Source organism: Amycolatopsis sp. WAC 04197 (assembly GCF_003947475.1).
GTDB classification, from domain to species: Bacteria; Actinomycetota; Actinomycetes; order Mycobacteriales; family Pseudonocardiaceae; genus Amycolatopsis; species Amycolatopsis japonica.
On record NZ_QHJK01000001.1, the window covers coordinates 1 to 23,058 of the forward strand.

Here is a 23,058-nt window from a genome sequence, read left to right on the forward strand (position 1 = left end):
AACAGAGACCCAGCACAAGCCGGCAGATCTTTCGCAAGACAACCCAACCAGGGCGTCAGTGGCTTTCCGAGCCAGACCCCGCCAGAACTCCATCCACACACATCATCATCACTGTGGCTTTCGCGACGTGCAGGCGTCCAGCGCGGAAGACACCTCCGGTTCACGCGAGCACGGTTACCTGGGGGAGTGAACTGGACGGCGTACGTCGACGGCTACTGCGAACGCCTCGCTCCCGGCCTTTGGGGCGAGCCGCTCAACAGCCTCAGTAATCTCGCGTTCCTGATCGCGGCGATCGCGCTCTGGCGGCAGCCGAAGGGTCGCGTCTTCGCCGTCCTCATCGGACTGGTATTCCTCGGCAGCACGGCCTTCCACCTGCTCGCCACCCGCTGGTCCGCGGCCGCCGACACCGGCTTCATCCTGGTGTTCGTCCTGTACTACGCCGCCGTGTTCCCACATCTGTTCTTCGGCGTCCGCCGCGGGCTCTCGTGGCTCGGCATCCCCGTGTTCCTCGCCTTCACCGCCGTCGTCGCGTCACTGGGCGGCGGGCTGTACCTCTCGGCACTGCTCGGGCTCGTGATCTTCGCGATCATCCTCAGGGGTGAACATCGCCGCAGGTTCGCCCTCGCCGCGGCCGTATTCGGGGTGTCCCTGTCGTTCCGCACGGCCGACCACACGGTCTGCGGCAGCTTTCCCGCCGGGACGCACTTCCTCTGGCACCTGCTGAACGGCCTCACCCTCTACCTGGCGGCGACCGCGGCCACGAAAAGGGCCGCGTCCCGGCAGGACGCGGCCCCTTCGATCAGCGGTGACTAGTGGACGCCGATTTCGCGGAGATCCTTGTCGTGTTCGTCGGCGTGGTAGTCCTCGGCCTCGGTGTCGTCCGTGCCGTTGAAGACCTTCAGCTGCCGCGCGATCACCGTGAAGATCACGGCGACCAGCAGGTTCGCGATCAGCGCCACGAACCCGACGTAGATCTGCAGCTGCGAGCCGCTGAGCGGGTGCCAGCCGAAAATCGACAGGTCCCCGAGCTTCAGCGCCGAGCCACCGAAGTGCGCCTTGCCGGTCGCCGGGTTCGGGATGTTGTAGAGCATGATCAGGCCCCACCCGATGCCGACCACCCAGCCGGCGATCAGGCCCCAGCGGTGGAACCACCGCGTGTAGAGCGAGATCGCCACCGCGGGCAACGTCTGCAGGATCAGCACCCCGCCGATGAGCTGCAGGTCGATCGAGAACTGCGGGTCGATGAACAGGATGAACGCCACCGCGCCGAACTTCACGATCAGCGAAGCGAGCTTGGCCTGCTTCGCCTCCTGGCCCGGCGTCGCGTTCTTCTTGATGTACTCCTTGTAGATGTTGCGGGTCCACAGGTTGGCCGCCGCGATCGACATGATCGCCGCGGGCACCAGCGCGCCGATGCCGATCGCGGCGAACGCGATCCCGGCGAACCACGACGAGAACTGCGTATCGAACAGCACCGGGACGACGGTGTTCGTGTCGGGTTTGCCGGTGGCGTTGTTCGTGATCGGCTTGACCGAGGCACTGATCGCGACGTAGCCGAGCAGCGCCAGCAGGCCCAGGACCAGCGAGTACGCCGGCAGCGCGACCATGTTCCGCTTGATCACGCTGCGGCCGCGCGAGGCGAGCACGCTGGTGAGCGAGTGCGGGTACAGGAACAGCGCGAGCGCCGAACCGAGCGCCAGCGTGGCGTACTGCAACTGGTTGTTGGCGTTGAGCAGGATGCCGTCCGCCGGAGAGGGCGTCTTGTCGAACTTCGCGTCGGCCGCGTCGAAGATCGCCGACCAGCCGCCGAGTTTCGAGGGCAGGTAGATGATCGCCACGAGGATCACGAGGTAGATCAGGATGTCCTTGACGAACGCGATCAGCGCGGGCGCGCGAAGGCCCGACTGGTAGGTGTAGACCGCCAGGATGATGAAGGCGACCAGCAGCGGCAGGTGTCCGACGATGCCGGAGCCGTTGATGCCCATGGTCCGCAGGACCGCCTCGAGCCCGACGAGCTGCAGCGCGATGTACGGCATCGTCGCGATGATGCCGGTGATGGCGATCAGCAGCGCCAGCGTCGGCGAACCGAACCGGCCGCGGACGAAGTCGGCTGGGGTGACGTAGCCGCGGACGCGCGAGACCGACCACATGCGCAGCGCCGGCATCAACACGATCGGGTAGACGATGATCGTGTACGGCAGCGCGAACAGGCCCATCGCGCCGGCGCTGAACATCAGCGCGGGAACGGCCACGAACGTGTAAGCCGTGTAGAGGTCACCGCCGAGCAGGAACCAGGTGATCCACGAGCCGAACTTGCGGCCGCCGAGACCCCACTCGTCCAGGTGATCGAGGGTGTTGCCCGCCTTCCAGCGAGACGCGACGAAGCCGAGGACGGTGACGACCGCGAAGAGGATCGTGAAGATGATCAGCTCAGGCCACTGGATGTTGGTCACTTGACGTCCCCCTCGTCGAGCTCGTCCACGGACAGCCGGTCGGGACGCTCACTGGTCGGCTTGTCCTTCGTCATCACGTAGACGATCCATGTGCAGAGGACACCGACCGCCACGAACACGAATTGGAACCAGTAGAAGAACGGCATCCCGAACAGCCGGGGACCGTCCGAATTGAACAAGGACGTGATCAGCACCAGCAACGGGATGATCAACAGGAGGTTCCAGGGGCTGAACTGAAAGCCCCTCACCTTCCCGTCTGCCTTACCTGACGCCATCGGACCTCACCTAACGTTCCCGTACCCCCGGATCGACCCGATGACCCTAGAACCTCTCACCCGCCCGGGTCACGCGTGCCGGATATCGATTTGATCAGCGACGCCTCATACGACGAAGGGCGGTTGCCGTCGGAGTCCCCGGCGGATATCAATAGCCGCAAGTCGCGAACAGGAACTTCGCACGCAACATCAAAGGGGCATCGGATGAAGAAACTCCGCTATGCGGTGGTGATCCCGGCTGTCGCCGGCACCATGCTGGCCGGGTTCACGCCTGCGTTCGCAGGGCCGGAGGCTGCCGGGCAGCAGCCGCTGAACTCCACCAACATTCCGGCGAAGTACGCGGACCAGAAGCTGGACTGGCACAAGTGCACCGCCAGTGAGCTGCCGTCCGCGCCGCCTCCGGGGGCCGAGAACATCGAGTGTGCGACCTACCGCTCGCCGCGTAACTGGTACAAGCCGAACGAGGCCATCGACCTGACGATCGCCGTCAGCCGCCTCGCCGCCACCAGCGGCAACGCGACGGCCAGTGTCATCACCAACCCGGGTGGCCCCGGCGCTCCGGGCCGTAACTTCCCGGCCCGTCTGCGTAACCAGACGAAGCTGCGCGCGAACCAGGAGATCATCGGTCTCGACCCGCGCGGCACCGGCAAGAGCACCAACATCACCTGCGGCAACGCGATCGGCACCGGCTCCGACCTGGACCCGCGCGACCGCAGCCGGGCGAACCTCAACCTGATCCTGGACGCCACCAAGTACGCGGCGGACTCGTGCCAGGTGAAGTCCGGCGAGCTGGGCCCGCTCATCAACACCGCCCAGACCATCCGCGACATCGACCTGCTGCGTGTCCTCCTGGGCCGCGACAAGATCAACTGGGTCGGCTACTCGGCGGGCACCTGGATGGGCGCGCACTACGCGCAGCAGTTCCCGACCCGGACCGGCCGCTTCCTGCTCGACTCCTCGACCGAGTTCACCACCACCTGGCAGAACTCGTTCGACGGGCAGCCGCTCGGCTTCGAGCGCCGCTGGCGTCAGGACTTCCTGCCGTGGATGGGCAAGTACGACAAGGTCTACGGCTTCGGCAAGAACGGTGAGGCCGCTCGCCAGACCTACGAGAAGGTCCGCTTCGCGCTGACCCAGAACCCGGTCGAGGTGGACGGCGTCCCGGTTTCGGCCAACGCCCTCGACTCGACCATCGCTTCGTACCTCTACTCGAAGCGCAACTTCCCGGCGCTGGCCGACTACCTGGTCAACCTGAAGACGCTGACCGAGGGCACCTCGTCGCAGCAGCAGAAGGCATCGGCCGCGCAGAAGGTCAAGGCCGAGACCGTCGACGGTGACGGCGTCATCGGCCCGCAGCCGCTGTTCGTCCCGAGCGACGGCGACTCCTACAACGCCAGCTTCTGGTCCATCCCCTGCAACGAGGGCAAGTGGACCGGCACCCGGCAGAGCGTCATCCGCCAGTCGCAGAAGCTGATCGACCGCGATCTGCCGCTGCTCGGCGCCGGCTGGCTGATCCAGCCGTGCATCTTCTGGAAGAACAAGCCGGTCGACCTGCCGAAGCTCGACGGCCGCGGCGTCCCGCCGGTGCTGATCGTCCAGTCGGTGCACGACCCCGCGACCCCGATCGAGGGCGCGACCCGTGCGCACCGCGCGTTCGCCAACTCGCGGATGATCACCGTGACCGGTGAGGGTGACCACGGTATCTACGCCGGCGGCAACGTGGGTGTGGACAAGGTCGTGGAGGAGTACCTCGTCGACGGCAAGGTGCCGAACGACCAGAGCCTCCCCGGACTCCCACTTCCGGTGCCCGCGGGCGCCTGAAGCCACTAGGGATTGTGGCCCCGTCGAGTTTCGGCTCGACGGGGCCCTTTTCTTGGGGTTGTCCACGACCTGTGCACAGAGTTGTCCACAGGCTGGGGGTAACTCGGCGGGCCGGTCGTAAGTGGCGTGGCGCTTTCGCGGGATCAGTCGGACGACACGCGTGTTTGGATGGACGACACGCGTGATCCAGCGGACGGTTCGTGGCGTCTCGTCCATCCAGTCACGCGTGTCGTCCGCCCAAACACGTGACATCGCCGGTGCCGCACCTCGTGAGCGGTAAGGACGGTGCGACCCGGATCGCCACTCACGACCAATCCGACCGGTATTAGTATTGGGCTCATGGTGCGAGTGCCGTTGACGGACGAGGAACGCGAACGCGGCGAGCGGCTGGGGCTGGCGCTCCGGGACGCGCGCGCGGCGTCGTCGCGGAGCATGGTCGAGGTCGCGGCCGAGGCCGGGATCTCGGTGGAGACGCTCCGGAAGATCGAGACCGGGCGGATCCCGACGCCCGCCTTCTTCACCGTGATGGCGATCGCGGACGCCGTCGCGCTGCCGCTGGACGCACTGCGTTCGGCCGCCGAGGGCGACGCCGAAGATGTCGCCGAAGCGAGCTGACGAGGGCTTCAGCACCGCTTCGTGAGCGGTGGGCGTACCCGAGAAGCGGGCGAAGGACGCTTTCGCCGCATCGCATGCGGTCAAGGCCCCCTTCGTCCCACTATCCACAGGCCCCCGCCGTTGTGGACAACTACCGCCCTCGATCACCTTCCACCCCGTTCCCGTCACCCACCGCCGATACGCTGGTGCAGGGCGCGCCCCCCAGGGACGGGTGGGGGGTGGGGTGCGCGGGGGACGCCGAGATCAGGGGCGCAGGGCGGCCAGGGCGTGCGCCCGGTCGTTCAGGTAGAGGAAGCCGTCGATCGGCAGGTCGAAGCTGTTCAGCAGGCTTTCCAGGGTGGCGTACTCGTCCACGCCGAGGTGCAGGTTCTCCTTCAGCGCGTGCGCGACGAGGACGTCCGCCAGTTCTTCCCACTCGCCCGACCAGTGCAGCGTGCGGTAGAAGGCCAGGAGGTCCGGCGCGATCCGGTCGCCGATCTGGTCGAGCAGGCTGTCGCCGAAGAAGCTGATCCGGCCGGCGGCGAGGTCGGCGACGGTCGGGTTCGCCGGGTCGGCGGCGGTGTCGGGATTGCGGACCACGCCGGGGCCCGCCACCGGATAACCCGTCTTGACGTGGCCGTTGTCTTCGACCAGCACGATCAGGTGCACGCCGTACCGTTCGCCGGCGCAGCGCCAACGACCGTTGTGGAGTCTGAGGCGGGGTTCGCTCGGATCGTTCGCGACGTCCTTGATCACCGCGATGATCTGCTCGTCGGTCCAGCCCGCGGGGAACTCGCTGGTCGCCCGCCGCCCCTTTCCCGGTGCGTGCCCGCCGCCCACTCGTGCTCCTTTCGTCGCATCGAGGGTAACCCGCGTTCGGAGTATCCGAATGATCCGAACGCGGGAACGGGCGACCTCAGGCGATCACGCTGAGCAAGACGCCACCGACGACGAGGACGTCCACGCCGCGCAGGGCCTGCAGCCCGGCCGCCCCGCCGCTGACGTCGTAGTTCATCGGTGGCCGGGTCGCCGTCCGCAGCGCGGCGAACACCGCGAGCGGGATCGCGAGCCACACCGGCCAGGCGGGGATCACGCCGAGGAGCAGAGTCACCAGGCCGAGCAGGATCCCCCAAGCGACACCCAGCAGGGTGATCACCAGCCCGTTGACCAGCCGCAACTCCCAGTCGGACGCGCCGAGCCACCGCCTGCGGCCGGGGTTGCGCCACAGTTCGCCGAGCCCGCCGACGAACGGCACGAGCGCCGCGTACGCGCCGAGCGCGAACAGCGCCGCCGCGGGGATCGCCGGAAAGGCCAGGTGCGTGACGCCGGCCAGGCACGCGATCACCACGCTCGACGCCACGTAGCGCGCCCGGCCGAGCACCCCCGCCCACGCGAGCCGCAGCGTCGTCGGACGCCGCAGCGACAGCCACGGCACCGGTTTCGACTCCGGGATCAGCAGCATGGGGTCCATGAAGACCGCGGCCATCGCCCGCAGCAGCCGCGCGTTCCAGCCGTCGACGAGTTCCTGGCGGCCGACCCCGGACATCGGCTCCCCACCGAAGGCCACCGCGACCGCCACCACGAACAGCGCGCCGGCCAGCACCTCGACGGCGACCGGGCCGAGGCCCGCGGCCGCGAACGCCAGACCGGCGAGCGCGAGCACGACCGGCGCGAGCGTTTCCCCGCGGATCGCCGTCCGCCGCGCGGTGACGGCGGCCAGGATCGCGCCGGAAGCGGTCAACGCCGACATCGCGATCCACACGTCCTTCGACCCGCCGCCGATCGCGGTGACCAGCGCCCCGGTGTAGCCGACCACCAGGACCAGGCCGGACCACAGCGTCCACATCCGCTTGACGACGACACGGCGCCTGTCGACGCGGGCGAAGTCCATCCACGTCAGCGCCGCCGGTTCGGCCCAAACGAAACCGCGGCGCAGCAGGCCGCGCCAGAACATCGCGCAGAGCACGACGAGTAGCCCGAAGACCGCCGGAAAGTCCACAACGGACTGTCCAAAGAGGAAATCGTGGAGCTTCGGCAGGTTCTGGAAGGCGGTGAACAACGCGCCGAAACCGAACAGTGCCAGGAAGGTCTGGTAGTCGCCGTTGAGCAGCCCACCGAAACGCTGCCGTCCTGGGACGTGCGTGGGCGCTTTCGTGGTCACCACAACTCGAGGGTGGAGTCGGCCGCTTCGAGCAGCGGAGGGTGATGCGTGGCCACGACGACGGCCGCCCCGGCGTCGGTCGAACGCTTGATCAACGACGTCAGCCATTCCTTGCCCGCGACATCGAGCGCCCGTTCGGGCTCGTCGAGCAGCAGGACGTCGTGCGGCCGCGCCGTCGCGCCGAGGAGCAACAGCCGACGGCGTTGCCCGGCCGAGAACTTGCCCGCGGTGACCTTCGCCCGCTCGGCGAGCCCCGCGTCCGCGAGGAGCGCGCCGTAATCGCCGAGATCGGCGCCGAACGAACCCTCCAGCAGTTCGAGATGCTGGAGCGGGGTCAGTTCGGCGAAGAAATCGGAGTCGTCGAACAGAACGGAAACCTTGCGACGGAAGGAAACATCGCGTTCGTCGGGCTTTCCGCCCGCGACGACGACGCGGCCGCGCTGCGGAGTTTGCGTGCCGTACAAACACCGCAGCAGGGTCGATTTCCCGACTCCGTTGGGGCCGACGATGACCGCGCATTCGCCGGCCTCGACCTCGAAGTCGAGGCCGTCGAACAACCAGTGCTCCCCGGCCTGGACGCCGAGCCCGCGTACGTCGATCATTCGCCGCGCAAGGATTCGATCACCGGAGCGAGCGCGTCCATGTTGTGTTCCAGCACGGTGAAGTAGGTGAAGCCGAAGCGTTCGCGATGCGCCAGGATCTGTTCGGTGATCTGTTCGTGGGTGCCGACCAAAGCCGTCGGCAGTTCGGCGAGTTGTTCGACGGTGAGCTTGCCGTCGAGCAACTCTCGCAGGCTCTCCAACCCTTTTCGCCGGTCTTCGACCACGGCGACGAAATGCGAGAGGATGTTGAATTCGACCGTGCGGCCGTTCAGTTTCCCGCGGACGAAGTTCACCCGCTCCTCGATTCCGGCGGCGTCGTCGACGGCGAGCGCACCGCCGTCGGGAACGGCCGCCGTGCCGGTGAAGCCGATGATGTCGGCGTGTTCGGCGGCGAGGGTGAGGAGCCTGTCGCCGCGGCCGGCGATCATCAGCGGAGGGCCCGGTTTCTGCACTGTCGGCGGTTTGTGGTTTTCGTCGGCATAGAGCCGTTTCAGCTCTTTGATGGTGTTTTCGAGATGGTCAACGCGTTTGCCCGCGCGCGGGAACTCCATTCCCGCCGCTTCGAATTCGGCCTTCACGTAACCGGCCCCCAGGCCGAGCTCCAGCCTGCCTTCGGTGAACTGGTCCGTGCCGGTCACGTCGCGGGCCAGCAGCACCGGGTTGTAGAAGGCGGTGTTGATGACGAAAGTGTTGAGCCGAGGGCGGTTCGTCACCTCGGCGGCGAGCACGAGGGCCGGGAACGGCGGTGCCATGCCGAGGTGGTCGGCCGCGCCGATCACGTCGAATCCGAGGTCCTCGGCCTTGCGGCACTTTTCGACCCACGCGGCACGGCTTTCCGGGACGACCATGTTGACGCCGAATTTGACCATGCGGCCACGGTACCGAGCGGGAAAGAAGAAGGCCTCATCCTCGGGAATGACTCCGAGGATGAGGCCTGCTCCGGCGTTCGGGCGATCAGCCGAGGCGCTGCTTCAGCGCGTCCAGCTCGTCACGCAGCGACGACGGGACCTTGTCGCCGATCTTCTCGAACCACTCCTCGATGAGCGGCAGTTCCTGGCGCCACTCTTCGGCGGAGACGTCCAGCGCGGCCTGGATGTCGGCCAGCGGCTCCTTGAGGCCCTCGGTGTCGAGGTCCTCGGCGTTCGGCACGAAGCCGACCGGGGTCTCGTTCGCGTTGCCCTTGCCCTCGACGCGGTCGATGACCCACTTCAGGATCCGCGAGTTCTCGCCGAAGCCCGGCCACAGGAAGCGGCCGTCGTCGCCACGGCGGAACCAGTTGACGTAGAAGATCTTCGGCAGCTTGTCCGCGTCGGCGTTCTTGCCGAGGTCCAGCCAGTGCTTGAAGTAGTCACCGGCGTGGTAGCCGAGGAACGGCAGCATGGCCATCGGGTCGCGGCGCACGTTGCCGACCGCGCCGGCGGCGGCCGCGGTGGTCTCCGACGACATGGTGGCGCCCATGAACACGCCGTGCTGCCAGTCACGGGCCTCGTTCACCAGCGGGACCGTGGTCTTGCGGCGGCCGCCGAACAGGATCGCCGAGATCGGCACGCCCTTCGGGTCGTCCCACTCCGGCGCGAGGATCGGGCACTGCGACATCGGGGTGCAGTAGCGCGAGTTCGGGTGCGCGGCCTTCTCTTCCGACTCCGGCGTCCAGTCCTGCTTCTTCCATGAGGTGGCGTGCTCGGGCTTGTCGCCCATGCCCTCCCACCAGACGTCGCCGTCGTCGGTGAGCGCGACGTTCGTGTAGACCGTGTTGCCCTTTTCGATGGTGCGCATCGCGTTGGGGTTGGTGTGCCAGTCGGTGCCCGGCGCGACGCCGAAGAAGCCGAACTCGGGGTTCACCGCGTACAGGCGGCCGTCCTCGCCGAACCGCATCCACGCGATGTCGTCACCGAGGGTCTCGGCGCGCCAGCCGGGGATGGTCGGCTGCAGCATGGCGAGGTTGGTCTTGCCGCAGGCGCTCGGGAACGCCGCCGCGACGTAGTGGACCTTGTCCTCGGGCGAGATCAGCTTGAGGATCAGCATGTGCTCGGCCAGCCAGCCCTCGTCGCGGGCGATGACCGAGCCGATGCGCAGCGAGTAGCACTTCTTGCCCAGCAGCGAGTTGCCGCCGTAGCCGGAGCCGTAGCTCCAGATCTCGCGGGTCTCGGGGAAGTGCGAGATGTACTTGGTGGTGTTGCACGGCCAGGAGACGTCCTCCTGACCCGGCTCCAGCGGCGCGCCGACGGAGTGCAGGGCCGGGACGAACTCGCGCTCGGTGCCGTCCTCGGTGACGAACTTGTCCAGCGCGGCCTTGCCGGCGCGGGTCATCACGCGCATGGAGGCGACGACGTAGGCGAAGTCGGTGATCTCGATGCCGAGCTTGGGGTCCTCGGCTCCGAGGGGGCCCATGCAGAAGGGGATGACGTACATCGTGCGACCGCGCATGCATCCGCGGTACAGCTCGGTCATCGTGGCCTTCATCTCGGCCGGGTCCATCCAGTTGTTGGTCGGACCGGCGTCGGATTCGTTCTCCGAACAGATGAAGGTGCGCTCTTCGACGCGGGCGACGTCATTCGGGTCGGAAGCCGCCCAGAACGAGTTGGGCTTCGCGTCGAGCTGCACGAACGTGCCGGCGGAGACCAGCTCGGCGTTGATCCGGGCGGCCTCTTCGTCGGACCCGTCGACCCACACCACACGGTCCGGAGTGGTCAGTTCGGCGACCTCCCGGACCCAGGACAGCACGCCACTGTGCGTCGTCGGCGCATTTTCCAGTCCAGGGATGGCGACTGCGGTCATCTCTACTCCTGACTTCCGACGGCAGAAGCCCACACCGGGAACGACGCTGTTCCGATGCGGGCTTCGATGCCGGCGACCGAATGGCTTCGCACACCGGCGGGAAGACCGGTGTGCAGGTTTTGGGATTCCCCGAGAGTAGCCGGATGACCGGCAGGTAACCGAGAGCTGACCTGTCGGTTCTCTCACAAGAACGATAAGGGAATCGATTCAGTATCACCGGAATGGGCCATACGCAGAAATTCTTCCGGTGATCAATGGCACAGCCGCCGGCCGAATCGGACATGAGAAAACCCGGCACGAGGTCTCGTGCCGGGTTGTTCTGTGACCAGGATTACATTAATCGGCCTGGTGAAATGGACTAAACCATTCTTGTATTGGTCCAGGCCATTTCAGGATTTAGTTGGGGCTGATCCACTGGCCGGTGGCGGAATCGATCTTCGCCACTCCTTCGAGTGTTTCGGTGCCCTCGCCACCCCACGCCGCGTCGCCCGCCGGGTCGCCTTCGGCCGCCGGAGCGCTCGTGAAGACCGAGTCGATGTCGTTGTTGACCAGGCCGCTGCCGACCTCGGACCACTGGCCGGGGCCGGTGTGCTCGTAGGTCTTGGAGTTGCCGGAGGCGTCGGTCTCCACCGCGATGTCGGCGCTGCCGTCGCCGTCCTTGTCGGTGAAGGCGATCGTGCGGCCGTCCTCGGTGTGGACGATGGCGGTGTCCGGAGTCCCGTCGTTGTTGGTGTCGACGGTCGGCGGGCCGACCTCGACGTCGCCGCTGGGCATGTCGGCGTGCATGGTGCCGCTGGTGCCCGCGTCGGAACCGTCGTCGCCACCGCTGCCGCCCGCTTCGACCCAGGAACCGGACGCCTCGTCGTAGACGGCTTCCTGGACGACCTTGCCGTTCTCGTCGAGCACCGCGTACTGGTCGGCCTCGCCGTCGCCGTCGCTGTCGACGAACGCCTGGCCGGTGCCGTCCTCGTGCTGGATGACGGCGGCGTCGTTCACGCCGTCCTTGTCGAGGTCGTAGTTGAGCTCGGCCTGGTACTCCTCGCCGTCAACGTGGACGGTGACCGCTTCGGTGGAGCCCGACTCGGTGTCCGTGCCGCCGCTCTCGTCGACCCACATGGGATAACCCCCTCGTTGACCTGCTGGTGTGTCGAAGCTTAAGACTCACCGTAAGCCGGTTCGGTTCCGGTCCACAACAGGACCACCCGCGCGGGCAGTCCGGAGGTTCGTCAGGCTGGGAGCCCAGTGCCGCCCAGACCGACGCACCACGAGCCGCCCTCCTCCTGCGTCACCCACAGGATGCTCGGGTCGGGCGCCGCGTCCGTCCTGCGGATTTCCACGTCGAAGGACACCCGCGTCGCTTCGTTCTGCCGTCGCGCACCGATCGTCACCGTGGTGCCGTGCTCCGCGAACCCGGCCACTGATTTCGAAGCCGGGTACTCGGCCGAAGGGGCACAGTCGACATTCGTCAGCTTGACGGGATCCCGAGTCTCCACCGCGTCGGCGTAGGCACGGGCGATCTCGTCCGGGCCACCGGGAAGACGCTGATAGGCCACCTTGTCCGAGTTGGCGACGACGACGCCCACCACGACCACCGTCGCGATGGTCAGCACGATCACCCCGGCCAAGACCCCGAAGCCGATGAAGAGCCTCTTTTTCTTCTTCGCCCTCTTCTCGACCACCCAAGGCGGCTCGGCGAACGGCTGCTGCTGCGGCTGCTGAGGAAAGGTCACGCTTGATTGTCGCGCAGTGACCGAATGCGTCCGAGCAGTGCCTCAGCGCGGTCCCGGCCGTCCGAGACGTCCTTCAGGCGCTTCGCGACGACCGAGATCTTCTTCGCCCGCTCCTGCGCGCCCATCTTGATCGTCTTGTCGACTTCCTTCAGCTCCGCCTCGATCGCGTCGATGCGGCGGCCGAGGGCTTCGTCGAGCGCCATCGAAAGCTGCTGTTCGGCTTCGATCAGCTGCTCCGCGACGAGCTGGTCCAACGTGGACCGCGCGTCGGCGATCGCCTCGACCAGCCATTGCTTCATGTGCTGCTTGTCCGACGCGTGTTTGCGGGTCCGCGCCATCCACCAGCCGGCACCGAGCCCGATGATGATCGTGGCGGGCAGGATCACCGGGTTCAGGATCGCGACGCCCGCCAGCGGCAGCGCGGCGACCTTCCCAGCGCCGAGACCGCCGGAAACGCCCATGAAGATGAGCAGTTTGTCCTCGGCCGTCGGCGGTTTCTTGTCCGGCGGGCGCAGTACGACCGGCGGGCCGCCCGCCCTGGCGAACTGGCCGCGGATGATGTCGAGCTCTTCGGGTGAGAACAGTTCGGCGAGCGCGACGTTGGTGACCTGGTTGAGCCGCTGGGAGAGCAGCATCGAGATCCGCTGCGACGTCGTCTGCAGCGCGATGTCGACCTGCTGGGGCAGCGCGGCGAGATCGTCCCGTTTCGCGCCATCGATGCGCTGGCGGAAGTGGGTCGACGCGTCGCGCATCTGCCTGCTGGTCTCGTGCCCGACCTCGACACGGGTCCGCTGGATCTCCGCGCGCAACTTCAGCTGCCAGCCGCGGGTCGAAGACCGGCGTTCGGTGGTCAGATCGTCGCGGCGCTGGCGCAGCTGCTCCGCTTCGGCCTCGCCGGCGGACAGCGCGCGGCTTTCCGCCTGCAGCTTCGCCTTGAGTTCGCCGAGCGCGCTCGATAGCGCGCGCAGGGTGTTGGCCTCGCCCAGCATCGCCGAACGGCCGACCAGCATCTCCTGCAACGCGCCCTGCAGCGCGGCGATGCCCGCCTTCTCGCGCAGCATCATGGCCATCTGCTCGTTCGGGGCCTTGGCCGCCGTCTCGAACATACGCGCGGACACCGGGTGGAACACCGCGTCGGCGAACCGGGGGGCGTGCTCGGCGAGCAGCCGCCGGTCGGCTTCGAGCACCTCGCGCCAGCCGCGGAACTGGTCGGTCTTGGTCAGCGCGAACAGCACGGTCTCGACGCGCTCGCCCATGTCCTGCAGGAATTGCAGTTCCTGCGCGGTGAACGGCGAAGAGGAGTCGACGACGAACAGCAGCGCGGTGGCGCCCGCGGCGGCTTCCTTCGCGAGTTCGCCGTGCATCGAATCGAGCCCGCCGACGCCCGGGGTATCCACAATGGACACTCGTTCGAGCAGCGGGACCGGGCCGGAGACCTCGACGTACCGCGGCGGGATCTGCCCTTCCGGCAGTTCGTGCGCGGCCGAGACCCAGTGGATCAGGTCGTTCAGGTTGATCGGCACCGGCGCCAGCTGGCCCGGATAGCAGGCCTGCGCGGACCACTGCTCGGCGTGTTCGAAGACGAGATACGTCGCCGTGGCGACGTCGGCGTCCACAGGGGACAGTCCCGGCATGGACAGGAGCGCGTTCACGAGCGAGCTCTTGCCGCGGTTGGTCTCGCCGACCACCACGACCGACGGCTTCTTCGGCCGCGTCTTCCGGATGTCCTCGACCCATTTCGCGGCCTGGGGATCGGCTTCACGGACGACGGTGAGCAGCTGCTCGCGGGTGCTCTTCACGACCGCGGGCAGGTTGGCCGCCGCGCTCGGAGCGGTCACTGTGCCTTCTTCGCGTAGACGATGACGATCGGCGCGCGCAGCACCCGGTCGTGATCGGCGAACCCGACGACCTCGGTCTCCGCGACGAGCCCTTCGAGCGCCGGATCCTCGGTCGCGACCGCGCCGCCCGCCTCGTGCACGGCGGGGTCGAACCGCTCGCCGTCCGGACGCAGGGCACGGACGCCGATCGCGGCGAGACCGTGTTCGAGCCGCTCGACGACACCGCCGCTGCGGGCGCGATCGAGGGCGTACAGGCACATCTGGATCAGTGCCTGCCTGTCGGCGAGAGCCTGTTCGAGGTCGGCCGGACCCGTGGTCGTGGACTCCACATCGGGTTTCGACGCGGCTTCGACCTCCGTGGTTCCCTCGGATGGCGAAGTCACGCCATCCGCCTCGGCGATGAGCGCCGCCGAGATCTGGCCGGTCGGCACATCGTCCGGATTTTCCTCGTCGACCGCCTTCTTGCGCAGCCAGGCACCCACCGATTCGACCCCCGTAACTGATGTCCCGGGCCTACCGATCAGCCCGGGGAGATTTCACCAGTGTCGGCCACCCGCCCGGCCGCCGGGGGCGGAATCGCCAGAACGGGACGCAGGAATCTGGTGATCAGCTCCTTCATCACCGCGAGTTCCGCCGCCGGATCGAGGTCCGGCTCCAGAATCACGCGGGAAAGCGGCGCGTCGACCAGCGCGACGAGCCAGCTGGCCACCGTCCGCGGGGGCAGCCCGGGGTCGATCCGGCCCGCGTCCACCGCCCGCGTCACGAGGAGGGTGAGCCCGTCGCGCAGGGCGCGGTCGTTGCCCTGGACGAGCTCGGCCAGGTCGGCGTCGCGGGAGCACTGCGCGGCGACTTCGAGGACGAGTTTGGCCGCGACCGGGTGCAGCAGCTGTTCGGACACGTGCGCGATGACGTGGAGGATCGCCTCCCACGGGTCCTGGATCTCCCCGGCGGCCGCGAGCAGGGCCGCGGTCTCGTCGGCGTCCTGCTCGAAGATGCCGACGAACACCGCGCGTTTGTTCGGGAAGTAGTGGAAGAGGCTGCCGGTGCTGATCCCCGCCGCGCGGCAGATCTCCGCCGTCGTGGTCTTCTCGAAACCCTTCTCCGAGAAACGCCACGCGGCCGCGTCGAGGATCGCGCGGCGTTTGGCCTCGTGTTTGGCGGGGTCGACCGTCCTCATTTCACCGCCGGGGGCTCGTCGAGCCACGGATAGCCGTGGTCGAGGAAGGCCTTGGCGACGGCTTTGCGGTCGACGTCGCCCTTCTGCCGCGTCAGCTCCCGTCCGTCGGCGGCGAGGAGGACGAGCTCCTTGCCGTCGAGGAAGACGGCCTCCAGCTCGGCTTCGTACGCGCGGCTGCGGCCCTTGGTGGTGAGCGTGATGCGGGACGGCGTCACCTTGACGATCAGCCGTTCGTGCGCCCAGACCGCGGCGAAGAGCAGGCCGAGGACCAGGCCCGCGCCGATTCCGACGACCGTGCCCCAGGGCTGGGGGATGTTCGAGACGAGCTGGAACGGGCCCTTGAACGGGATCCAGCTCAGGGACGCCACCCAGCCCGAGATCGACTGGAGGAACCAGCCGAGGGCCGCCCCCGCCAGCGGGCAGCCGATCCAGGAGGCCGTGCGCAGCCACTGGGGCTCGTCGACGATCGTTTCCATGCACTCATTATTAGACCGAGCGCTCGGTTTATCAATCCGGCCCGCATTTAGTCCTCTGGATGCGGTCGTTGCTCGCGCGAGGACCGCATCCAGAGGACTAAATGCGCGGATTGCGGGGGGTCAGTCGCGGATCTGCTGCCAGATGAGGAAGTAGGCCCGGTGCACGACGTGCGCGACGCGGCTTTGGGCGGGCGTCGCGCCGAAGGACGCGAAGGAGCGCCACCAGCCGGCGCGTTCGAGGGCGTGGGCGGCGAGTTCGGCGCGGGGAGCGCCCGGCTTGCCGAGCTGGGCGCCGATGTCGGCGTTGCTGCCGACCCGCAGGACCTCCTCGGACAGGTCCTCGGGCATGTCGACCGCGCCGGACGCGACCAGGGTGAGCGCTTCGAGCAGCCGCAGCTGATGTGCCTCGGGCTTGGCGAGCAGGACCTCGATCGCGTCGTGCACGCGCTGCCGCTCGGCCGGATCGCCGGACGCGTGGGCCAGCGCGGTGACCGAAGCGAGCGCGGCGGCGGCCTTGATGCCGTCTGCCCGCGCGGCGAAGACGATGCTCAGCCGCTGGCGGACGGCTTCGAGCCCGGAGGCGTCGAGCAGCTTCCGCCGCAGCGAGCCCGCGGTGATCTCGGGTTCCTTGCGGATCGCCTCGACGGCGTACCGGACGCCGAACAGGTCCAGTTTCTCCAGCAGCCGCAGCCGGGTGCCCGCCGCGACGTCGCATTCCCAGCTGGTGAAGATGTCCGCCGAGATCAGCATGGTCTCGAGGATGTCGTCGTCCATCTCGGCCAGCTGGCGCAGCGCCTCGGCGTCGGGGGAGGTGAACCCGCCGGACTCGGCCGACTCCGCGATCAGCCCGATCACCGGCAGCACGTCTGCGACACGGGGCTTCAGCGTCGCGGCCTGCTTCTCCGACAGCAGCGTCGCGGCCTTCCACACGTCGCCGCCCGAGCCTTCGACCGATTCCGGCGCGATGGTGTCCGCCTTGTTGAGCACCGCGATCGCGTTGACCGGGCCCGCCTCGCGGCTCGCGGTCGCCGCGGTGAACGCGGCCAGCGCCTGCTGATCGTCGGCACGCACGCCCTGCGTGACCACGTAGAGAACGGCCTCGGCGCCCGCGACGGCGTTGCGCGAGGTGTCGTCCAGCTCGTCGGAGCCTTCTTCTTCCTCTTCGTCATCGTCGGGCTTGCGGTGCTTCGCCGCGCCCAGCAGCTCCTCGGTCCGCGACACCGAAGCGGCGTCGAGCGAGCCGAGGCCCGGGGTGTCGATGACGGTCATGCCCTGCAGGACCGCGTTGGTGAGGTACGCCTCGATATGCGACACCTGGTCGATGTCGATGCCCAGCTCGGCCGGGATCATCCCGTCGGCGGAGAAGGGCAGCACCTGTTTGCGGCCGTCGTTGAAGACGATCTCGACGCGGTCGACCGTGCCGTACTGGAACCGGGTGACCAGCCGCGTGCACTCGCCGACGTCGGTCGGCGCGACCCGGCGGCCGATCAGGGCGTTGACCAGGGTGGACTTCCCCGATTTGATCCGGCCCGCGACGGCGACCTGCAACGGGCCGCCCAGCCTGCGCAGCACTTCGGCGAACCCCGCCGCGGTTCGCGCGGACACCTGGGGCTGGAGGCGATGGCAGAGATTCGCCACCGACATCGACAACGGACCGGCGAGACGGCCCTGCTCCGTCGCTGAGGTCACGGCGCCCACCCCTCCCAGTCGTCGAGCACGCCGAGGAGAATCGTGCCATGCCGCTCATCCTCGGGTCGCACCGAAGGTGGTACCGGCGACCGACGCGCGGACGGCATCGCCCGACATAGTGTTACCAGGTGCGACGGTTAAGCCTCTGGATGCGTGCCCACCCCATGGCCGGGGACAGCTTCATCGCCGTCGCCCTGCTGCTCACGGACCTGCTGTTCTTCGTGGCGGCGGCCGAGACGCCCGAAGTCCCGATGCCGCCCTGGTACGTGGTCCTGCCGCTGGACGTCGCGATGGTCGCGCCGCTGGTCTTCCGGCGGAAGGCGACGCTGTGGTCGGCGTATCTCCTGCTGCTGATCGGCATCCCGCACAGCGCGCTGGAGCTGGGCGCGGCCAGCGCGTTCGCGATGATGATCAGCATCTACTCGGTGCTGGTCTACGTCGGGCGCAAACAGGGGCTGCTGTACCTGCTGGCGACCGTGGTCGTCACGGGGCTCCAGCTGTGGATCGACACGCCTGAAGACGTGTGGATCCTGGCGATCATCGCCCTTTTCTCCACCGCGCTGTGCTGGACGCTCGGTGAGTTCGCCGGCGCGAGGCGCGCCTATCACGAGGAGGTGGAAGCCAGGTTGCATCTGCTTGAGACGGAACGGGACCAGGCGACCAGGATCGCCGTCGGCGAGGAGCGCGGACGTATCGCCCGTGAGCTGCACGACGTCGTCGCGCACGCGGTGAGCGTGATGGTCGTGCAGGCCGACGGCGCGTCCTACGCGGTCGACGGGAATCCCGAGATGGCGAAACGAGCCCTGCAGACGATTTCGGAGACCGGCCGCGGCGCGCTCGCCGAACTGCGGCGGCTGCTGGACGTACTCCGCAGCGACGGCGACGACGAACCGCGTGTGCCGCAGCCGGACGCCACCGCGCTGACCGACCTGGCGGACCGGATCCGCCAGGCGGGGGTGCCGGTGACGCTGGCGATCGGGCCGGAAGCGCTGGCCGGGCTGCCCGCCGGTGTCTCCCTCGGCGTGTACCGGATCGTGCAGGAATCACTGACGAACACGCTGAAACACGCCGGTCAGGGCGCACAGGCCGAGGTGGTGGTGCGCCGCGAGGCCGACGTGATCGACGTCAAGGTCACCGACGACGGCGCCGGCCGCGCGAAACAGCTGGTGCCCACGGCGACGAAGGTGGCGGCGCACACCGCGCCGCCGCGGAAGCTCACCGTCCCCGGTGGGAACGGATTGATCGGAATGAGGGAACGGGCGAACGTCTTCGGCGGCACGCTGGAGGTCGGCCCCGCTCCCGGTGGAGGGTGGCAGGTGCACGCGAGGCTCCCGGTTAGGTTGACGACGTGATACGGGTGGTGGTCGTCGACGACCAGGAATTGATGCGCGTCGGGTTCCGGATGGTCCTGGGCGCGCAGGCCGACATCGATGTCGTCGGAGAGGCGGGGGACGGCGCGCAGGCCATCCGGCTCGCCGAGGAACTGCGGCCCGACGTCGTGCTGATGGACGTCCGGATGCCGGTGCTGGACGGGGTCGAAGCGACGAAGCGGATCGTCGAGGCCGGGACGGCGCGCGTGCTCGTGATGACGACGTTCGATCTGGACGAGTACGTGTATTCGGCGTTGCAGGGCGGGGCCAGCGGGTTCCTGCTGAAGGACACGCAGCCGGATCACCTGGTGTCGGCGCTGCGAGCGGTCGCTTCGGGCGACGCCGTGGTCTCGCCGTCAGTGACCCGGCGGTTGCTCGACCGGTTCGTCGGCGGCGGCGGGAAGCCGATGCGCGACGCGGCCGAGCTCGATGTCCTCACCGAACGGGAGCGGGAGGTGCTCGTGCTGATCGCGAAGGGCCTCTCGAACCTGGAGATCGCCGAGACGCTGTTCCTGTCCGAGGCGACGGTGAAGACGCACGTCGGGCGGATTTTGTCGAAGCTGGATCTGCGCGACCGGGTGCAGGCCGTGGTGCTCGCCTACGAGACCGGGCTGGCGCGTCCCGGGGTCACCTGAGCCTCGTGAGTGGCGAGGACGGTTCCATTGCGGGGTGGCGTGATGGAGTCGGCGCAGCACCGCGCCCTCATACTGTCCAAAAAGGACACCTTTCGAGTTCAAGGCGTCCGATTTGGGCACTTTGAGCAGTGTTGCCCGAGGGTCGTGAGTGGCGATGGTCGTTCTAACCCTCTTTACCACTCACGACCCCGCGTGAAACCGGACTTACGGGCACAAAGCAGGCGTGCACTGTTCGGAAAGCGACCACTGTGGACACACGGTGCGCACACGGTGCGAGATCGGTTCGTGTGTTCCGGCCCCAATCACGCGAGTTCGGAAAAGTGGTCATTCGGTGAGCACTTTGCGGTGGATCCTTCTTCTCAGAGCCACTACCTGAGGAGAAGAAATGCTGCGAGGTCTCACCACCACCACGTTCTACGCCGACGACCTGACCGCCGCGATCGAGTGGTACTCCGACCTCTTCGGGATCGAGCCGTACTTCGTCCGCAACGGCCCCGACGGCGCGCCGGCGTACGCCGAGTTCCGGATCGGTGACTACCAGCACGAGTTCGGCCTGGTCCGCGGGGACTTCCGGCCGCCGTCGGCTCAGCCCGGCCCCGGCGGGGCCATCGCGAACTGGGCCGTCGACAACGTCGAGGACGCCTTCGCGAAGCTGCTGGAGAAGGGCGCGAAGGAGTACGAGCCGATCATCGAGCGCGGGCCGGGCTTCGTGACCGCGGCCGTCGTCGATCCGTTCGGCAACGTGCTCGGCGTCATGTTCAACCAGCACTACCTGGACGTGCTGGCCGGGAAGAAGTAGCTTCCCGGCCCGCACGATCCCTCAGCGGTAAAGCGCGTGATCCGCCGTCGCGGCGTCCTTGCCCTGCTCCCTGACTTCGGCCATCCACTTGCCGAAGTCAGGGCGTGAGCCGTCGACGTCGGTCAGGCCGTACTCGTTCATCAACGTCCACGACGCGAGCGTCTTGCCCGCGAACCGCGAGACCTCCGGATCGGTCGCCAGCTTCGCGACACCGCGCCCGAGCAGCGCCGGCGTCTCCGAGATCGCGAAATCGACCGGTGCGGCCTTGCCGACCGCGTCCCGCCACGTCTCCTCGGTGACCTTGAAGTAGTCGAGCATGGCTTCCGAACGCAGGAAGCCCGGCGTGACGGTCATGCCGACGCAGCCGTACTTCTTCAGTTCGGCACCGAGTGCCCTGCCGATCGCGCGGATCCCGCATTTCGCGAGGAAGTACGGGATCCCCGCGCCGACGTACTCGTCGTGGTCGCCGTCGGTGACCTCGATGACGAGGCCGCCTTCCCGCCGCACGACCAGCGGGAGCAGCCGGTGCAGCGCGATCAGATGCGTGTCGATCGCGTTGTGCACCAGCGTGAGCGCGTCGTCGAGGCTGGAGTCCCAGTACGCCCCCTCGAAATCCGCGAACTGGTCGCCGCCCCAGACGTCGTCGACCAGGACGTCGATCCTTCCGTCCACATCGGACTCGATCCGCGCCTTCAGCGTGTCCACATCGGACACGACGGTGAAGTCGGTCCGGACGGGGATCCCCCGGCCGCCCGCCGCGTCGACGAGCTCAGCGGTGTCTTCGATCGTCTCCGACCGCTTCATCGGCGACTGCTGCTCCCGCGTCGTGCGGCCGGTGACGAACACCGTCCAGCCGAGCCTGCCCAGTTCCACCGCGATCGCCCGGCCGCATCCCCGCGTCGCCCCCGTGACCACGGCCACTTTCCGGTCCATTCAGGACACTCCCTTCCACGCGGTCAGCACCGCGTCCACGTCTTGCCCCAACCGTTCGGTGATCCGTCCCTTCGGCCGGATCGACCAGTCCAGCGCGGCCCCGTTCGCCACCCCCAGCAGCACTCGCGCGGCGCGGACGACCCCCGGCGCGCCCGGCAGGTCACGCGTCGCGGCGCGCACCAGCCTGCGCAATTCCGCTTCCACGGCGGTGAAATGGTCACCGAGCAGGGCGCGCAGCTCCGGATCGCCGATGTCCACCCCCAGCTGCCCGAGATGGTTCGCCGCGGTCTCCGCGTCGCCGAGGCCCTCGTAGACCACGACGACCGCCGCCCGCAGTGCTTCCACGGGATCGGCCAGTTCGCCGCATTCCCGCATCAGCCCCACGACGGATCGCGTGTTCGACCGGCTCAACGCCAGCAGAAGTCCGTTCTTCGAACCGAACCGCTGGGCGACGGTGCCGACCGCGACCCCGGCCTCCGCCGCCACCTGGGCCAGCGTGAAACCCGGGCCGACCTTGCCGATCACGGTTCCCGCCGCGGTCAGCAGTCGTTCGTCGGTGATGCTGCGGGGCCTCGCCATGCGATTATTGAACCACGGTTCATTAACCCTGGCGAATCAGGGTCACTCTCAGGGGTATCACCGATCGCGTACGCCGCCGGAAGACGGCAAGCTACGTCTCAGGTCGGGTATCAGGTTGGCACCTCAGGATGACGCGCTCGGCCACCCACATGGACGACGATTGTTCTCGCAGTCGCCGAGGGGAGCAGACATGATCGAGGCAGCGGGCCTCACCAAGCGGTACGGCAAGACACTGGCGGTGAACGACCTGTCCTTCTCCGTCGCGGCGGGTGAGGTCACCGGGTTCCTCGGCCCCAACGGGGCGGGCAAGTCCACGACCATGCGGATGATCCTCGGTCTGGACAACCCGACCTCGGGCCAGGTGCGCATCGGGGGCAAGCTCTACCGCGACCTGAAAGACCCGCTGCGGACCGTCGGCGCGCTACTGGACGCCAAATGGGTGCACCCCAACCGGTCGGCGCGGGCGCATCTGCGGTGGATGGCGAAGTCCAACAAGATCGCGGAGAGCCGGGTCGACGAGGTGCTCGAGATCGTCGGGCTCACCAGCGTCGCCGGCAAGCGCGCCGGTGGGTTTTCCCTCGGCATGTCGCAGCGGTTGGGGATCGCGGCGGCACTGCTGGGCGACCCGGAGGTCCTGCTTTTCGACGAGCCCGTCAACGGCCTCGACCCCGAAGGCATCCTCTGGATCCGGAAGTTCATGCACCGGCTGGCCGACGAAGGCCGCACGGTATTCGTTTCCTCGCACCTGCTTTCGGAGATGGCGCTGACCGCGAGCCACCTGGTCGTGATCGGCAAGGGGCGGCTGATCTCCCAGTCCTCCACCGAGGACTTCGTGGCGCGGGCCGCCGAGAACACGGTCAAGGTCCGGTCCCCGCAACTGCCCGCGCTGCGCGCCGCGCTGACGCAGGCGAGCGCTCAGGTCACCGACGCCGACCGAGCACTCGTGGTGTCCGGTTTGGACAGTGACAAGATCGGCGAGATCGCCGCGGCCAACCAGATCGTGCTGCACGAGCTCAGCCCGCAGACCGGCTCCCTGGAGCAGGCCTTCATGCAGATCACCGGCGATTCGGTCGAGTACCACACCGGTCTCGAAACCGAAGCCGCCGAAGTGGTCACCGCCGCCCAGTAGCCAGCCACTCTTCGAGGAA

The 23,058-nt window shown here is 68.0% G+C and carries 23 protein-coding genes; 7 read left to right on the forward strand and 16 right to left on the reverse strand.

What is annotated here, in order from left to right:
• Positions 1-186: 186 nt before the first annotated feature.
• Positions 187-813, forward strand: coding sequence for a hypothetical protein (locus DMC64_RS00005; RefSeq protein WP_125731210.1), 627 nt, complete (start codon positions 187-189; stop codon positions 811-813).
• Here DMC64_RS00005 and mctP read toward each other — a convergent pair.
• Both mctP and DMC64_RS00015 read right to left on the reverse strand, forming a co-directional pair.
• Positions 810-2,453: a monocarboxylate uptake permease MctP gene (gene mctP, locus DMC64_RS00010; RefSeq protein WP_073845870.1), complete on the reverse strand. Its 1,644-nt coding sequence runs from the start codon at positions 2,451-2,453 to the stop codon at positions 810-812. The genes DMC64_RS00005 and mctP overlap by 4 nt on opposite strands.
• On the reverse strand, positions 2,450-2,728 hold the full coding sequence (locus DMC64_RS00015) for a DUF3311 domain-containing protein (RefSeq protein ID WP_037334291.1): 279 nt from the start codon (positions 2,726-2,728) through the stop codon (positions 2,450-2,452). Before DMC64_RS00015 ends, mctP begins: the two co-directional genes overlap by 4 nt.
• A gap of 204 nt (positions 2,729-2,932) precedes the next feature.
• Between DMC64_RS00015 and DMC64_RS00020 the strand changes: the two genes are divergently transcribed.
• Together DMC64_RS00020 and DMC64_RS00025 are read left to right on the forward strand one after the other, a co-directional pair.
• The gene (locus tag DMC64_RS00020) at positions 2,933-4,549 is read left to right on the forward strand and encodes an alpha/beta hydrolase (RefSeq protein ID WP_125731212.1); all 1,617 of its coding nucleotides are present in this window, start codon (positions 2,933-2,935) and stop codon (positions 4,547-4,549) included.
• A gap of 339 nt (positions 4,550-4,888) precedes the next feature.
• Positions 4,889-5,164 (forward strand): helix-turn-helix domain-containing protein, encoded by a 276-nt coding sequence (locus DMC64_RS00025; RefSeq protein ID WP_125731214.1) that lies wholly within the window; start codon positions 4,889-4,891, stop codon positions 5,162-5,164.
• Between the two features lie 243 nt (positions 5,165-5,407).
• Here DMC64_RS00025 and DMC64_RS00030 read toward each other — a convergent pair whose 3' ends face one another.
• The 12 genes from DMC64_RS00030 to DMC64_RS00085 all read right to left on the reverse strand — a co-directional run bounded on the left by DMC64_RS00030 (position 5,408) and on the right by DMC64_RS00085 (position 17,549).
• On the reverse strand, positions 5,408-5,983 hold the full coding sequence (locus tag DMC64_RS00030; protein WP_037334282.1) for an EndoU domain-containing protein: 576 nt from the start codon (positions 5,981-5,983) through the stop codon (positions 5,408-5,410).
• A 76-nt stretch (positions 5,984-6,059) separates the two neighbouring features.
• A complete protein-coding gene (locus DMC64_RS00035) occupies positions 6,060-7,307 on the reverse strand; it encodes a DUF6297 family protein (protein ID WP_125731216.1) in 1,248 nt (415 codons plus the stop codon).
• Entirely contained in the window at positions 7,301-7,906 is a 606-nt protein-coding gene (locus DMC64_RS00040; protein WP_125731218.1) for an ABC transporter ATP-binding protein, read from the reverse strand. Before DMC64_RS00040 ends, DMC64_RS00035 begins: the two co-directional genes overlap by 7 nt.
• Positions 7,903-8,775: an LLM class F420-dependent oxidoreductase gene (locus DMC64_RS00045; RefSeq protein ID WP_125731220.1), complete on the reverse strand. Its 873-nt coding sequence runs from the start codon at positions 8,773-8,775 to the stop codon at positions 7,903-7,905. The genes DMC64_RS00040 and DMC64_RS00045 overlap by 4 nt, the downstream gene beginning before the upstream one ends.
• Positions 8,776-8,860: 85 nt before the next feature.
• Positions 8,861-10,684, reverse strand: coding sequence for a phosphoenolpyruvate carboxykinase (GTP) (locus DMC64_RS00050; protein WP_125731222.1), 1,824 nt, complete (start codon positions 10,682-10,684; stop codon positions 8,861-8,863).
• A gap of 396 nt (positions 10,685-11,080) precedes the next feature.
• The gene (locus DMC64_RS00055; RefSeq protein ID WP_125731224.1) at positions 11,081-11,800 is read right to left on the reverse strand and encodes a hypothetical protein; all 720 of its coding nucleotides are present in this window, start codon (positions 11,798-11,800) and stop codon (positions 11,081-11,083) included.
• A gap of 110 nt (positions 11,801-11,910) precedes the next feature.
• Positions 11,911-12,414, reverse strand: a complete 504-nt coding sequence (locus DMC64_RS00060) for a hypothetical protein (protein ID WP_037334266.1) — start codon at positions 12,412-12,414, stop codon at positions 11,911-11,913.
• The gene (locus DMC64_RS00065) at positions 12,411-14,252 is read right to left on the reverse strand and encodes a dynamin family protein (RefSeq protein ID WP_037334264.1); all 1,842 of its coding nucleotides are present in this window, start codon (positions 14,250-14,252) and stop codon (positions 12,411-12,413) included. Before DMC64_RS00065 ends, DMC64_RS00060 begins: the two co-directional genes overlap by 4 nt.
• Complete coding sequence (gene grpE / locus DMC64_RS00070; protein WP_125731226.1) at positions 14,249-14,734, reverse strand: nucleotide exchange factor GrpE; 486 nt, start codon at positions 14,732-14,734, stop codon at positions 14,249-14,251. Before grpE ends, DMC64_RS00065 begins: the two co-directional genes overlap by 4 nt.
• A gap of 38 nt (positions 14,735-14,772) precedes the next feature.
• The gene (locus DMC64_RS00075) at positions 14,773-15,429 is read right to left on the reverse strand and encodes a TetR/AcrR family transcriptional regulator (protein ID WP_125731228.1); all 657 of its coding nucleotides are present in this window, start codon (positions 15,427-15,429) and stop codon (positions 14,773-14,775) included.
• On the reverse strand, positions 15,426-15,905 hold the full coding sequence (locus DMC64_RS00080) for a hypothetical protein (RefSeq protein WP_125731230.1): 480 nt from the start codon (positions 15,903-15,905) through the stop codon (positions 15,426-15,428). The genes DMC64_RS00075 and DMC64_RS00080 overlap by 4 nt, the downstream gene beginning before the upstream one ends.
• A gap of 120 nt (positions 15,906-16,025) precedes the next feature.
• Positions 16,026-17,549, reverse strand: coding sequence for a dynamin family protein (locus tag DMC64_RS00085; protein ID WP_125732748.1), 1,524 nt, complete (start codon positions 17,547-17,549; stop codon positions 16,026-16,028).
• Between the two features lie 209 nt (positions 17,550-17,758).
• Here DMC64_RS00085 and DMC64_RS00090 point away from each other — a divergent pair, with 209 nt between their 5' ends.
• From DMC64_RS00090 to DMC64_RS00100, 3 genes are all read left to right on the forward strand, one after another.
• On the forward strand, positions 17,759-18,946 hold the full coding sequence (locus DMC64_RS00090; protein ID WP_125732750.1) for a sensor histidine kinase: 1,188 nt from the start codon (positions 17,759-17,761) through the stop codon (positions 18,944-18,946).
• Complete coding sequence (locus DMC64_RS00095) at positions 18,943-19,599, forward strand: response regulator transcription factor (RefSeq protein ID WP_005167029.1); 657 nt, start codon at positions 18,943-18,945, stop codon at positions 19,597-19,599. Before DMC64_RS00090 ends, DMC64_RS00095 begins: the two co-directional genes overlap by 4 nt.
• A gap of 385 nt (positions 19,600-19,984) precedes the next feature.
• On the forward strand, positions 19,985-20,398 hold the full coding sequence (locus DMC64_RS00100) for a VOC family protein (RefSeq protein WP_125731232.1): 414 nt from the start codon (positions 19,985-19,987) through the stop codon (positions 20,396-20,398).
• A gap of 21 nt (positions 20,399-20,419) precedes the next feature.
• Here the strand turns inward: DMC64_RS00100 and DMC64_RS00105 are convergent, their stop codons facing one another.
• Both DMC64_RS00105 and DMC64_RS00110 read right to left on the reverse strand, forming a co-directional pair.
• Complete coding sequence (locus tag DMC64_RS00105; RefSeq protein ID WP_125731234.1) at positions 20,420-21,331, reverse strand: SDR family NAD(P)-dependent oxidoreductase; 912 nt, start codon at positions 21,329-21,331, stop codon at positions 20,420-20,422.
• Positions 21,332-21,910: a TetR/AcrR family transcriptional regulator gene (locus tag DMC64_RS00110; protein WP_125731236.1), complete on the reverse strand. Its 579-nt coding sequence runs from the start codon at positions 21,908-21,910 to the stop codon at positions 21,332-21,334.
• Between the two features lie 190 nt (positions 21,911-22,100).
• On the opposite strand from DMC64_RS00110, the gene DMC64_RS00115 reads away from it, so the two are divergent.
• Entirely contained in the window at positions 22,101-23,039 is a 939-nt protein-coding gene (locus tag DMC64_RS00115; RefSeq protein ID WP_125731238.1) for an ABC transporter ATP-binding protein, read from the forward strand.
• Positions 23,040-23,058 lie beyond the last annotated feature (19 nt).